The sequence below is a fragment of the Streptomyces sp. BK79 genome (assembly GCF_044142145.1).
GTDB lineage: Bacteria > Actinomycetota > Actinomycetes > Streptomycetales > Streptomycetaceae > Streptomyces.
The window spans coordinates 15,041-27,675 of sequence record NZ_JBHVOC010000032.1; the positions used below are offsets into that span (position 1 = coordinate 15,041).

Below are 12,635 nucleotides of genomic sequence, written 5' to 3' on the forward strand. Positions count from 1 at the left end.
TCCAGCGTAGGCCCGTCAGCGGCGGCCGTTCGCGGTGCCGATCAGCTCCGAGACCTTCACGAAGCGGTACCCCTGGCGGCGCAGCTCGGGCACGATCTTCCGCACCGCCTCCTCGGTGACCGGGGCGGCGCTGCGGGTGCAGTGCAGGACGACGACCGACCCGGGCCGCACCCCCTCCAGCACCTGCCGGGCCACCGCGTCCGCGTCCGTCGCGAACGCGTCCCCGCTCACCACGTCCCACTGGACGGCGGTGACACCGGTGGCGGCCAGCTCCTGGAGGGCCGCCTCGTCGTGACAGCCGCCGGGGAAGCGGAAGTACGGCATCGCGTCCCGGACCCCGGCCTTCTCGAACGCCGCGTAGGCCCGCTCCACGTCCGACCGCATGCGCTCTCTGGGCACGGTCGGCAGGCCGTAGCAGTCGTCGGTGAAGGCGTGGTGGCTGTAGGAGTGGTTCGCGATCTCGAACCGCGGGTCCCGGTCGATGGACCGGGCCGCGTCCGGGTACTCCTCGGCCCACCGCCCGGTCATGAACACCGTGGCCGGCACGTCCAGCCTCCGCAGGGTGGCGATCAGCGCGGGGTTGTCGAACCGCTCGCCCGCCGCCGCCCTCGGCCCCTGGTCGGCGGTCATGTCGGCGTCGAAGGTGAGGGCGACCGTCCTGCCGTCCGCGCGCGGACCGTGCTCGAAGACGGGGGTCAGACCGGCGGGGCCGGGGGCGAGCGTCGGCGGCCGGGACGGTGCGGGCTTCGACGGGGCGGCGGAGGACGCGGGCGGCGCCGGGCGGGGGGTCTGCGGGGCCTCGGCGGTCCCGCAGGCGGCGAGGGCGGCACCCAGCGCGCACAGGGCGGTCGCACGTCGTACGAGAGTGATCACCGTACGAACGTATGAGTGTGATGTTCGGTATGTACGACTATGGAGGGTGGCGTGCCCGTGAGGTCACCCTCTCGGGTCACTACAGCCCGGCGGCGGTCAGATGTCCCGCCGCTCCAGCGGCTTGGTCGCCGGGCCCTCGATCACCGTGCCGTCCGTGCCGAAGCGGGAGCCGTGGCAGGGGCACTCCCACGCCTTCTCGGCCGCGTTGAAGCCGACCAGGCAGCCGAGGTGGGTGCAGCGCGGCGAGACGGCGTGCAGCGCGCCCGCCTCGTCCCGGTAGACCGCGAGCCGGTCGCCGCCGACCCGGACCACGGCGCCCTCGCCCGGCGGCAGGGCGTCCACCGGCGGGGAGGGCTTGAGCCGGTCGCCGACGAAGTGCCGGGCCACCTCGGCCTGCGTCTTCAGGAACGCCGGCGCCTCCCGCACCGCCGTGCGCAGCCGGCGCGGGTCGTACAGCCCGCTCCACGCGCACTCCTCGCCGGTGATCTGCGCGGTGAGCAGCCGGCCCGCCATCATGCCGCCGCTCAGCCCCCAGCCGCCGAAGCCGGTGGCGACGTACGTGTGTTTCGCGCCCGGGTGCAGCGGGCCCACCATCGGCACGGTGTCGGTCGGGTCGATGTCCTGCGTGGCCCAGGCATGGGTGAGGCCGACGCCGGGGAAGTGCTCGCGGGCCCAGGCGGACAGGCGCTCGAAGCGCTCCCGGGTGTCGCCCGTGCCGGGGGTGAAGTGCTCCCCGGTGACGACGAGCAGCCTTCGGCCCGCGTCCGGCAGGGGCGCCGTGCGCACCGAGCGGGTGTTCTCGTCGGGGGTGATGTACATGCCGTCGACATCGCGGTCCGCCTCGATGCTCCCGGCGACGACCAGCTCACGGCGCGGGGAGAGGCGGGCGAACAGCAGGGCGCGGTCGAAGATCGGGTAGTGCGTGGCGACCACGACGTCCCGGGCGGTGACCGTCGCTCCCGCCTCGGTCGACACGCGGCACGGCTCGCCCTCGTCCAGGCCGTGCACGGTGGTGTTCTCGAAGATCCGCCCCCCGCGCGCCTCCAGGTCCTCGGCGAGGGCCAGCAGGTACTTGCGCGGGTGGAACTGGGCCTGCCCCGTCACCTCGACCGCACCCGCGACCGGGAACGGCAGCCCGGTCTCCGTCACGAACGACGCCGGCAGCCCCGCCTCCTTCGCGGCGGCGGCCTCGGCCCGCAGCTCGTCCACGCGGCCCGCGTCGCGGACGTAGGTGTACGCGCTGCGGGTCTCCCAGTCGCAGTCGATGCCCAGCTCGGCCACGACCTCGGCGGCGTGCTCGATCGCCTCGGTCTGCGAGCGGGCGTACAGGCGGGCGCCCTCGGGGCCCCGGGTGCGGCGCAGCTTGTCGTACACCAGCGAGTGCAGGGCGGTGAGCTTGGCGCTGGTGTGGCCGGTGACGCTGGCGGCGACCCGCCCGGCCTCCAGCACCGCCACACGGCGCCCGGCCCGCGCCAGTTCCCAGGCCGCGCTGAGCCCGGCGACGCCGGCGCCGATCACGACGACATCGACGTCGAGATCCTCCGCCAGGGCGGGGCGCGGCACACCGCCCGGTGCCGTCTGAAGCCAGTACGAGCCGTTGACCTGCGCTTTCTCCGTCATGGGGTGCCGAGTACCCCAGGGCCGCGGCTTCAGTGACCGGGCGGTGCGCCCCGGCGGGCTACCCGCGCCAGGGGCCCGTCACCGCGAAGGTGGTGCCGGGCGTGTAGCAGTTGACGTACATCGTGTCGCCGTCGGGCGAGAAGGTGACCCCGGCGAACTCACCCCACTCCGGTTCCTCGGGCGTCCCGATGTTCTGGGCGCCCCGGGCCATCGCGTACACCTCGCCGCGCCGGGTCACGCCGTACACGTGCTGGGCGCCGTTGCCGTCCTCGCAGACCATGAGGCCGCCGCTGGGGGCCAGGCAGATGTTGTCGGGGGACTCGCCGGGGAGCTGGACGTCGGTGTCCGGGCCGAAGACGATCACCAGGGTGAGCCGGCGCCGCTCGGGGTCGTAGCGCCAGATCTGGCCGTAGTGGTCGCCCGCCGAGCCCTCCGCGCTGCGGGCGAAGGACGACACGAAGTAGACGCTGCGCCCGCCCCAGTAGCAGCCCTCCAGCTTCTGCGCGTGGGTGATGCCGCCCCGGCCGAAGTCCTGGTGCCGGATGGGCGTCTCCACGGCCAGCGGGTCGGGTACGTCGACCCACTCGACGCCGTCGAAGGAGGCGCCCGTCTCCTGGATCGAGGAGAGGTCGGGCACGCCCGGCACGCGCATCGCCTGGAGCCGGCCGCCCGCCCGCAGCGAGCCGGTGCCGCCCAGCGGCTTCTCGGGCAGGAACCGGTAGAAGAGGCCGAACGGCCGCTCGAAGGCGTCCTCCGTCTCGTACACGACGCCCCGCCGCGGGTCCACGGCGACCGCCTCGTGCTGGAAGCGGCCCATCGCCGTCAGCGGCACCGCGCCCGTGCGGCGCGGGTCGGCCGGGTCGACCTCGAAGATGAACCCGTGGTCCTTGGCGTAGCCGTTGGTGCCGGCCTTGTCCTCGGTCTCCTCGCAGGTCAGCCACGTGTGCCACGGGGTGGGCCCGCCCGCGCAGTTGACGGCCGTACCGGCGATGGCGACGCGCTCGTCGAGGACGTGGTTACGGGAGTCCAGGGTGAGCGCCGTACAGCCGCCCTTGCCCTGCGGGTCGTAGGTCAGTCCCTCGACCGTGGGGACGGGGACCCTGCCGGTGGCGCGGTTCTCGTGGTTGCGGACGAGGTGGACGCCCCCGCCCCCGTGACGGCCGCGGTCACGCGCGGCGAAGGCCGCCATGCCGTCGTGGTTGGACGGGACCGGGCCCTCGCCGGAGCGCAGTTCGTCGCCCTCACGGGACAGCACCCGGTAGCGGAATCCCCTGGGCAGGTCGAGCAGGCCGTCGGGGTCGGGGATCAGGGGGCCGTATCCGGTGCGGCCCAGGGGCTGCGCGGCGGCGGTGCCGGCGAAGAGTTCGGAGAGCGCGCCGGTGAAGGCGATGCCCGCGCCGAGCGCGCCGGTGCGGGCGAGGACCTGACGTCGGGTCGTGCCGTTGCTGGACAGGGACATGGGGCGACCTTCCTGCTGGCGGACAGGATTGTGACCCCGCCGTGTCTATCACCTGGCGTGATTCCCGGGAACCACGCGCGTAGCACGTGTCACTTCTCGACCGTGCGCTCCTGGGCCTTCTCCAGGAACCGCAGCAGCTCCACCGGGAAGGGCAGGACCAGCGTCGAGTTCTTCTCGGCGGCCACGGCCACGACCGTCTGCAGCAGGCGCAGTTGCAGGGCCGCGGGCGTCTCGGACATCTCCCGCGCCGCCTGGGCCAGCACCTTCGACGCCTGGAGTTCGGCGTCCGCGTTGATGACCCGGGCCCGCCGCTCCCGGTCGGCCTCGGCCTGGCGGGCCATCGACCGCTTCATGGTGTCCGGCAGGGACACGTCCTTGATCTCGACGCGGTCGATCTGCACGCCCCAGCCGACGGCCGGGCTGTCGATCATCAGCTCCAGGCCCTGGTTGAGCTTCTCCCGGTCGGACAGCAGGTCGTCCAGGTCGCTCTTGCCGATGATCGAACGCAGCGAGGTCTGCGCCATCTGCGAGACCGCGAACCGGTAGTCCTCGACCCGGACCAGCGCGTTGGCCGCGTCGACCACCTTGAAGTACACGACCGCGTCCACGCGCACGGTGACGTTGTCCCGGGTGATGCCCTCCTGTGCGGGCACCGGCAGCGTGACGATCTGCAGGTTCACCTTGTGCAGCCGGTCCACGAACGGGACCACCATCGTGAACCCCGGGCCGCGCACCTCACCCGCGAGCCGCCCGAGCCGGAACACCACCCCGCGCTCGTACTGCTTGACGACCCGCGCCGCCGCGGCGACGTACAGCACCCCGGCGCTCGAGGCGGCGGCAGCCGCGGTCAGCAACTCCTGGAGCATGACGACCTCCTCGCCACGAGGCCCGTTTCGTCCGCTCCTGTCACGATAAGCCGGACGCCCGGCCCAGGACCATGCCCCGGACCGGGCTTCGTCGCCGGCGGCCGGCCCCCACGGGCGGACCGGCCGCCGGCGCGGCTACACCGCCGCCGGTTCCGTGACCTTCACCGGGTCCGTGCCGGTGGCGCTGTGCCGCTCGGCCCAGTTCTCCAGCGCGGTGCGGCAGGCGTGGTCCAGGTGGTGCAGCCCGGACAGGTCCAGCTCGACCGGGCGGTCCTGCGGCAGCGCCTCCAGGCTCTCCAGGATCTTCGGCAGCCGCAGGAAGGTCGCGTTGCCCGTCAGGTGCGCCTGGACGGGGCCGGCGCCCTTGTCGACCACCTCCAGCTTGAGGTGCGACGCCTCCCAGGCGGTCTTGGCGACGGACAGGGCCAGACCGATCAGCACGCCCTCGAACATGTTCACCGCGACGATCGACACGGCCGTGACCACCAGGATCAGCGCCTCGCCCCGGTGATCGCGCCACAGCGGCACGATGCTGCGGAACGGGATCAGCTTCCAGCCCGCGTGGACCAGGATGCCCGCCAGCGCCGGCAGCGGGATCAGGGCCAGCACGGACGGCAGCAGGGCGGCGAACAGCAGCAGCCACACACCGTGCATGACGCGGGACGCCTTGGTCCGCGCGCCGGCGCTGACATTGGCGGAGCTGCGCACGATGACCGCGGTCATCGGGAGCGCGCCGAGCAGACCGCAGACCGTGTTGCCCGCGCCCTGCGCCATCAGCTCCTTGTTGTACTCGGTGCGCGGGCCGTTGTGCAGCCGGTCCACCGCGGCGGCGCTGAACAGGCTCTCCGCCGACGCGATCAGGGTGAACGCGACGATCGTGCCGAGGAGACCGACGTTCGCCAGCCCGCCGAAGGCGTCGGCGCCGGGCGGCTGGACGGAGTCGAGCAGGCCGTTCACCTCGACGGTCGCCACCGACAGTCCGAAGACCGCCGTGACCGCCGTGGCCAGTCCGACCGCGGCCAGCGCGCCCGGCACCGTCCGCAGCCGCTTCGGCAGCCGCGTCCACAGCACCATCACGGCGATGGTGCCCGCGCCGAGCGCGAGGGAGGTGAGCGCCTCCGTGCTGCCCAGCGCGTCGGCGGCGGCCCCGGGCAGCCCGGTGATCTTGTCGAGGCCGGAGGAGGGCGCCTGAAGCCCGGCCGCCGCGTACAGCTGCCCGGCGATGAGCACGAGGCCGATGCCGGCCAGCATGCCCTCGACGACCGACAGGGAGATCGCCCGGAACCAGCGCCCCAGCCTCAGGGCGCCCATCGCGAGCTGGATCAGACCGGTGGCCAGCACGATCACACCGAGCGCGGCCAGCCCGTACGTGTCGACCGCGCCGAAGACCAGCACGGTCAGCCCGGCGGCGGGACCGGAGACCTGGAGGCTGCTGCCGGGCAGCAGACCCGTGACGATGCCGCCCACGATGCCGGTGACCAGGCCCAGTTCGGCCGGGACACCGGAGGCGACGGCGACGCCCACGCACAGCGGCAGGGCGACGAGGAACACGACGAGCGACGCGGTGAAGTCCTGCCGCAGGTGGGGGAAGGCGCGGGACTTCTCGGATATCGAGGTCACGGGGGCGCTCACAGGGTCTCGAACGTGTCGGTGTCCGCCTGGTGCCGGCGCACGGACCCGGTGTGGACCTCGTAGTACCAGCCGTGCGTCCGCAGGGAGCCCGCCGTCAGCCGGCGCTCGACGCAGGGGTAGGAGCGCAGCCGCAGCAGCTGCGACAGCACGTGGTGCTGCACGGCCTCGGCGACCGTGGGGTCGGCCGGGTCGCACGGCTTCGGCTCGTCCGCGGCGGTCGTCAGCCAGTCGCGGACGGCGGGTACGGCGCTCAGATCGTCGCCGCGCACCAGCGCGCCGACCGCGCCGCAGTGCGAGTGGCCGCAGACCACGACGTCCGTGACGCCGAGGACCTCCACGGCGTACTCGATGGTGGCCGCCTCGCCGGAGGGGTGCTCGGCCCCGTACGGCGGGACGATGTTGCCGGCGGTGCGCAGCTCGAAGAGCTGGCCGGGGCGGGCGCCCGTGATCAGGGCCGGGACGACCCGGGAGTCGGAACAGGTGATGAACAGGACTTCGGGCGACTGGCCTTGGGCGTGCCCGGCGAACTCCTCAGGGCGCTGTCCGAACGTGCGGGCGTTGTCGATGAGGGGCTGCATGATGTGGTGATTCCTCCTGGCGCGCAGTGGGGGCGCGTCGGATGGGCAGGGCAGAGGTGGGGGGTCGTGCCGGACCTCAGCAGCGGAAGACCTGGAGCGCCGCCGGGGAGTGTCCCGTCGCCGGTCTCTCGAGCGGGCCGGCCGCGCCGCCGGGTGCGGCGGGTGCGGCGGCCGGATGGACGCGCTGCCGCAGCGGCGGGCGCTCGGGGGCGTCCGGCTGGGGTGCGGCGGTGGTGCGGTGCCGGTCGCGGACGCGGGGCGCGTTGTCGGTCTCCCCGGACCGGCCGGCGTCGTGGCAGGTGACGGTCTCGTCGTGCGGCACCGTGCCGGAGGGGGAGCTTCCGAGGCGAGCGTTGGCCACGGCATCACGACTCGTATGCGCGGATGCGAAGGGTGCGTCGACCGCGAAGAACGGGAGGGTGATCAGGGCGGCGGCGAGGAAGGCAACCACGATCCGGGCCGTCGTGCCTCGCAACATGCGCCCCCTCCTGGTGTTTCCCGCTCTCGCCCCGCGCCGGCGCATGGTCAATGCCCGGTCAACGCATGGTCAATGCGTGGTCAAGAAATACGTTAACCCTGCGAAGCGCTTTGCAGGGTTAACGGAGCGTTACGGGTTGAAGAGAGCCCGAAAAGAGCGGGTGAGTTGGCGCGAACAGGCTGGTCCGGCTGTGGGGAGAGGGTGCGCGCGCCGTGTTCGGGCGGTGCTCAGGGCGTGTCGACGAGCCGTGCCGCGTCCCGGGCCAGCGCGGTGAGCCGGGAGATCGCCCGGAAGTACTTCTTGCGGTACCCGCCCTTCAGCATCTCCTCGCTGAAGAGCCGGTCGAAGGGCAGCCCGGAGGCGAGGACCGGCACCTCGCGGTCGTAGAGCCGGTCCGCGAGCACCACCAGCCGCAGCGCCGTCGACTGGTCCGGCACCGCCTGGACGCCGGTGAGGCACACGGCCTTCAGGTCGTCGGTCAGGGCGCCGTAGCGGCTGGGGTGGACGCGGGCGAGGTGGTCGAGGAGGGCGGGGAAGGCGTCCAGGGAGGCGCCCTCGGTGGCCCGCGCCGCGCGGGCGACCTGCTCGTCGGAGTACGGCGCCGGGGCCTCGGGCAGGCCGCGGTGGCGGTAGTCCTCGCCGTCGATGCGCAGGGCGCGGAAGTGGGCCGACAGCCCCTGGATCTCGCGCAGGAAGTCGGCCGCCGCGAAGCGGCCCTCGCCGAGCTTGCCCGGCAGCGTGTTGGAGGTGGCGGCGAGCGCCACGCCGGCCTCGACGAGCCGGGCGAGCAGGCTGGAGACGAGGACGGTGTCGCCCGGGTCGTCCAGCTCGAACTCGTCGATGCACAGCAGGCGGTGCCCGGAGAGGGTCCGCACGGTCTGCTGGAAGCCGAGGGCGCCGACGAGGTTGGTCAGCTCCACGAAGGTGCCGAACGCCTTGCGCTCAGGCTCCGCCGGGGTGGCGTGCCACAGGGAGGCCAGCAGGTGGGTCTTGCCGACGCCGTAGCCGCCGTCGAGGTAGACGCCGCGGGGGCCGGCCGGCGGCTTCGGGGCCTTGCTCCGGCCCAGGCCGAAGAAGCCGCGCCGGGCGGGGGAGGCGCCGCCGTTCCCGCCGCCGAGTCCGGCCGCGAAGCCCTCCAGGACGCGCACGGCCTCGCTCTGGCTCGGCTGGTTCGGGTCCGGGATGTACGTGCTGAAGCGGACCGAGTCGAAGCGGGGCGGCGGCACCATCTCGGCGACCAGGCGCTCCGCGGGGACGTGCGGCTCGCGGGCGCACAGCGACAGCGGGGCGGCGGCCGTCGTCCCGGCTATCGGGGTGGGGCCGGGGGTGGCGGAGGCGGAGGAGGAGGGCGACACGGGGATCCATGGTAGGGCCTGTCAGGGGGGTGCCCCTCGCGGTACGGGGCGCACGGGACCGGTGGTGCGCGGTGCGCCCGGCGGGAGCGCCGGGCCGGGGAGGGCGCGCGCTGCCCGGCGGCGAGGGGCGCCGCCGCGCCCGCCCGTACCGCCCCCGGGCGCGCCATTTCGGCCGTCCGGCACCGGGACGGACCGTGCGCGGCCCGTGGGGGCGGGGCGCGGTCCCCGAGGCCGCGGGCACGGTGGCCTGGGACCCCGCCGCCCGCGGGGCGGGACGGCCGCCTGCCGGGCGGGCGGCCACGTGGACGGACGGATCGGCGGCTCGGGGCCGCCCGGCCTGGCGGCCGGGCGGCCCCGAGGTTCGGGTTCCGGGTGCGTGGAACACTGCTCGGCATGCGACGCCTGTTCCCCGTGATCCCCGTGCCCCCCACGACTTCTGTGACCGATCAGACAGCCGGCCCGGGCCCCGACGGGGCCGACCGGGAGTGGACCCTGGCCGAGCTGGCCGCCGCCTACGCCTACCCGGAGGGGCACGGGCGCCCGGCGTGGCTGCGGGCGAACATGGTCTCCACCCTCGACGGCGCCGCGCAGCACGACGGCCGCTCCCAGCCCATCTCCAGCGCGACCGACATGCGCGTCTTCGGCACCCTGCGGGCGCTGGCGGACGTGGTGATCGCCGGCGCCGAGACGGTGCGCCGGGAGGGCTACCGCCCGGCACGCGAGCGGGCGGAGTTCACGCCGGCGCGGCGGGCGGCCGGGCAGACCCCCGCGCCCGCCGTCGCCGTGGTCAGCGCCGGTCTGGAGCTGGACTTCTCGCTGCCGCTGTTCACCTCGCCGTCCGTGCCCACGCTGATCCTGACCGGTGCCGACGCGCCACCGGAGCGGATCGCGGCCGCCGAGCGGGCCGGTGCCCGGGTGGTCGTCGCCGGTGACGGCGCCGGCGTGGACCCCGCCCGAGCCGTCGACGAACTGGTCGCCCTGGGGCACACCCGGCTGCTGACCGAGGGCGGTCCCCGGCTGCTGGGGCAGTTCGTCGCGGCAGGGGTGCTCGACGAGCTGTGTCTGACCGTCTCGCCGATGCTCACCGCGGGCAGCGCCCAGCGGATCGCGGGCGGGCCGTCGGTGGAGGTGCCGCGGCGGTTCGTCCTGGCGTCCCTGCTCGAGGAGGAGGGCTTTCTCTTCAGCCGCTACCGGCGGGAGTGAGGAAATCGGCGGAATTTGCCGTTCCGCTTAGCTCGCGCCGGGCACACTGGATCCGGCAGTACCCGTGCGATCACGGGGAAGGATGGTTTCCGCAGGGTTCGGTCAGGCACCCACGGAGGGTGGGCCACGGGCCCTCGAAGGAGAAGGGGCGCCTGGTGTTCACAAGCGTTTTGATGATCGAGAAGGCCCTCACGTCCGCCGACGTGGAGTTCGTCACCACCTTGCACGGGGAGGAGCCGGTCGCCTTCCACGTGCTGCTCCAGCCCCGCGGCGATCAGGCGGACCGGCTGCTGAGAGCCATCGACGACGTCGCGCTCGGCGAGCTGGACGACGCCGTCAGGGAGGGCGAGACGCCCGAGGGGCAGGAGGCGAAGAGCGTCGGGCAGCGGGCGCTGGAGGTGTCGCTCACCGCCCTGCGCGCGTCCGGCGCCGAGGCGGAGGGCCGGCTGATCGAGGACCACCCGCTGGACGAGCTGAAGTCCCTGGTCCTGGAGACCGGGGCCGACGAGGTGATCGTCCTGACCGACCCGCACTACGTGGAGGAGTTCTTCCACCGGGACTGGGCCTCGCGGGCCCGGCACAAGGTCGGCGTGCCGGTCCTGAAACTGTTCTCCCACAGCAAGGCATAGGCTGGGGCCGCGCTCCACGGCCCCGTGCCGGGGGCGCGCCCACGGCGGACCGCCTCTGGCACCCCTCACGTCCGCACCACGTCGTACACCCGTCGCACCTCTGGGGAGAACAGCGCATGGCACCCGGCCTTCCTACCGCCATGGACCGACCGCACTTCATCGGCATCGGCGGCGCCGGGATGTCGGGCATCGCCAAGATCCTCGCCCAGCGCGGCGCCGAGGTGGCGGGCAGCGACGCCAAGGAGTCGGCGACCGCCGAGGCGCTGCGCGCGCTGGGCGCCACCGTGCACATCGGGCACGCGGCGGAGCACCTCGCCGACGACGCGAGCTGCGTGGTCGTGTCGTCGGCGATCCGCGAGGACAACCCCGAGCTGGCCCGCGCGGCCGAGCTGGGCATCCCGGTCGTGCACCGCTCCGACGCCCTCGCCGCCCTGATGAACGGCCTGCGTCCGATCGCGGTCGCCGGCACCCACGGCAAGACCACCACCACCTCGATGCTGGCGGTCTCCCTGTCCGCACTGGGTCTGAACCCGTCGTACGCGATCGGCGGCGACCTGGACGCGCCCGGCTCCAACGCCCTGCACGGCGACGGCGAGATCTTCGTCGCCGAGGCCGACGAGAGCGACCGCAGCTTCCACAAGTACGCCCCCGAGGTCGCCATCGTCCTCAACGTCGAGCTGGACCACCACGCCAACTACGCCTCGATGGACGAGATCTACGAGTCCTTCGAGACCTTCGCCGGGAAGATCGTCCCCGGCGGCACGCTGGTGATCACGGCCGACCACGAGGGCGCCCGGGAGCTGACGCGGCGGCTGGCCGGATCGGTGCGGACGGTGACGTACGGGGAGTCCGAGGACGCCGACGTGCGCATCCTGTCCGTCGTCCCGCAGGGCCTCAGGAGCGAGGTCACGGTCGTCATGGACGGTGCCGAGCTGACCTTCGCCGTCTCCGTCCCCGGCCGCCACTACGCCCACAACGCCGTCGCCGCCCTCGCGGCGGGCGCGGCCCTGGGCGTCCCCGCCGCCGAGCTGGCCCCCGCGCTGGCCGCCTACACGGGTGTCAAGCGGCGCCTCCAGCTCAAGGGCGAGGCGGCCGGCGCCCAGGTCGTCGACTCCTACGCGCACCACCCCACCGAGATGACGGCCGACCTGGAGGCCATGCGCGCGGCGGTCGGCGACGCCCGCATCCTGGTCCTCTTCCAGCCGCACCTGTTCTCCCGCACCCAGGAGCTGGGCAAGGAGATGGGCCAGGCGCTGTCCCTCGCGGACGCCTCGGTCGTCCTCGACATCTACCCGGCCCGCGAGGACCCGATCCCGGGCGTCACCAGCGAGCTGATCATCGAGGCGGCCCGCGCGGCGGGCGCGGACGTCACGCCGGTGCACGACAAGGCGGAGGCGGCCGCGGTGGTCGCGGGAATGGCGAAGGCCGGTGATCTCGTTCTCACCATGGGCGCGGGCGACGTCACCGACCTCGGACCGCGCATCCTGGAAGAGCTGTCGAGCAAGGCGAAGTAAGGGGCTGAGGACTCATGTCGTACGACGTCGAGAAGCCGGACGAGCAGTGGCGCGCAGAGCTGGCCCCGGCCGAGTACGCCGTGCTGCGCCAGGCCGCCACCGAACCCGCCTTCACCGGTGAGTACACCGACACCAAGACCGAGGGCGTCTACTCCTGCCGCGCCTGCGGCGCCGACCTGTTCACCTCGCAGACCAAGTTCGAGTCGCACTGCGGCTGGCCGTCCTTCTTCGACCCGAAGGACACGGACGCCGTCGAGCTGATCGAGGACCGGTCGCACGGGATGGTGCGCACGGAGGTGCGCTGCGCCCGGTGCGGGTCGCACCTCGGGCACGTGTTCAAGGGCGAGGGCTATCCGACCCCGACCGACCAGCGGTACTGCATCAACAGCGTCGCGCTGCGGCTCCAGCCCGCCGAGGGCTGAGCCGGA

12 protein-coding genes are annotated in these 12,635 nt (G+C 73.7%); 4 read left to right on the forward strand and 8 right to left on the reverse strand.

Translation table 11 applies throughout. The features are described 5' to 3' along the window. Window positions 1-15: 15 nt before the first annotated feature. The 8 genes from ACFIF2_RS31960 to zapE all read right to left on the reverse strand — a co-directional run bounded on the left by ACFIF2_RS31960 (window position 16) and on the right by zapE (window position 8,861). Window positions 16-873: a polysaccharide deacetylase family protein gene (locus ACFIF2_RS31960; protein WP_395576765.1), complete on the reverse strand. Its 858-nt coding sequence runs from the start codon at window positions 871-873 to the stop codon at window positions 16-18. 96 nt (window positions 874-969) lie between these two features. Next, on the reverse strand, window positions 970-2,493 hold the full coding sequence (locus ACFIF2_RS31965) for an FAD-dependent oxidoreductase (RefSeq protein ID WP_395576766.1): 1,524 nt from the start codon (window positions 2,491-2,493) through the stop codon (window positions 970-972). 58 nt (window positions 2,494-2,551) lie between these two features. After that, window positions 2,552-3,952, reverse strand: a complete 1,401-nt coding sequence (locus tag ACFIF2_RS31970; protein WP_395576767.1) for a PhoX family protein — start codon at window positions 3,950-3,952, stop codon at window positions 2,552-2,554. Window positions 3,953-4,041: 89 nt separating this feature from the next. Continuing rightward, window positions 4,042-4,818 (reverse strand): slipin family protein, encoded by a 777-nt coding sequence (locus ACFIF2_RS31975; protein WP_395576768.1) that lies wholly within the window; start codon window positions 4,816-4,818, stop codon window positions 4,042-4,044. A 135-nt stretch (window positions 4,819-4,953) separates the two neighbouring features. Further along, window positions 4,954-6,438 (reverse strand): SulP family inorganic anion transporter, encoded by a 1,485-nt coding sequence (locus ACFIF2_RS31980; RefSeq protein WP_395576769.1) that lies wholly within the window; start codon window positions 6,436-6,438, stop codon window positions 4,954-4,956. Window positions 6,439-6,446: 8 nt separating this feature from the next. Continuing rightward, window positions 6,447-7,028: a carbonic anhydrase gene (locus ACFIF2_RS31985; RefSeq protein WP_395576770.1), complete on the reverse strand. Its 582-nt coding sequence runs from the start codon at window positions 7,026-7,028 to the stop codon at window positions 6,447-6,449. 76 nt (window positions 7,029-7,104) lie between these two features. After that, window positions 7,105-7,506 (reverse strand): hypothetical protein, encoded by a 402-nt coding sequence (locus tag ACFIF2_RS31990; RefSeq protein WP_395576771.1) that lies wholly within the window; start codon window positions 7,504-7,506, stop codon window positions 7,105-7,107. 227 nt (window positions 7,507-7,733) lie between these two features. Continuing rightward, window positions 7,734-8,861 (reverse strand): cell division protein ZapE, encoded by a 1,128-nt coding sequence (gene zapE / locus ACFIF2_RS31995; RefSeq protein ID WP_395576772.1) that lies wholly within the window; start codon window positions 8,859-8,861, stop codon window positions 7,734-7,736. A gap of 393 nt (window positions 8,862-9,254) precedes the next feature. Between zapE and ACFIF2_RS32000 the strand changes: the two genes are divergently transcribed. The 4 genes from ACFIF2_RS32000 (at window position 9,255) to msrB (ending at window position 12,629) form a co-directional block, all read left to right on the forward strand. Then, a complete protein-coding gene (locus tag ACFIF2_RS32000; protein WP_395576773.1) occupies window positions 9,255-10,064 on the forward strand; it encodes a pyrimidine reductase family protein in 810 nt (269 codons plus the stop codon). 155 nt (window positions 10,065-10,219) lie between these two features. Continuing rightward, entirely contained in the window at window positions 10,220-10,693 is a 474-nt protein-coding gene (locus ACFIF2_RS32005) for an indole-3-glycerol phosphate synthase (RefSeq protein WP_395576774.1), read from the forward strand. 116 nt (window positions 10,694-10,809) lie between these two features. Continuing rightward, window positions 10,810-12,207, forward strand: a complete 1,398-nt coding sequence (murC, locus tag ACFIF2_RS32010) for a UDP-N-acetylmuramate--L-alanine ligase (protein ID WP_395576775.1) — start codon at window positions 10,810-10,812, stop codon at window positions 12,205-12,207. Between the two features lie 14 nt (window positions 12,208-12,221). Further along, window positions 12,222-12,629 (forward strand): peptide-methionine (R)-S-oxide reductase MsrB, encoded by a 408-nt coding sequence (gene msrB, locus ACFIF2_RS32015; RefSeq protein ID WP_395576776.1) that lies wholly within the window; start codon window positions 12,222-12,224, stop codon window positions 12,627-12,629. The last annotated feature ends 6 nt before the right edge of the window (window positions 12,630-12,635 follow it).

Excerpts from the sequence above, each read along its gene's own strand:
- ACFIF2_RS31965 (WP_395576766.1), bottom strand. The coding sequence starts at position 2,493 with ATGACGGAGAAAGCGCAGGTCAACGGCTCGTACTGGCTTCAGACGGCA.
- ACFIF2_RS31970 (WP_395576767.1), bottom strand. The coding sequence starts at position 3,952 with ATGTCCCTGTCCAGCAACGGCACGACCCGACGTCAGGTCCTCGCCCGC.
- ACFIF2_RS31975 (WP_395576768.1), bottom strand. The coding sequence starts at position 4,818 with ATGCTCCAGGAGTTGCTGACCGCGGCTGCCGCCGCCTCGAGCGCCGGG.
- ACFIF2_RS31985 (WP_395576770.1), bottom strand. The coding sequence starts at position 7,028 with ATGCAGCCCCTCATCGACAACGCCCGCACGTTCGGACAGCGCCCTGAG.
- ACFIF2_RS31990 (WP_395576771.1), bottom strand. The coding sequence starts at position 7,506 with ATGTTGCGAGGCACGACGGCCCGGATCGTGGTTGCCTTCCTCGCCGCC.
- ACFIF2_RS32000 (WP_395576773.1), top strand. The coding sequence starts at position 9,255 with ATGCGACGCCTGTTCCCCGTGATCCCCGTGCCCCCCACGACTTCTGTG.
- murC (WP_395576775.1), top strand. The coding sequence starts at position 10,810 with ATGGCACCCGGCCTTCCTACCGCCATGGACCGACCGCACTTCATCGGC.
- msrB (WP_395576776.1), top strand. The coding sequence starts at position 12,222 with ATGTCGTACGACGTCGAGAAGCCGGACGAGCAGTGGCGCGCAGAGCTG.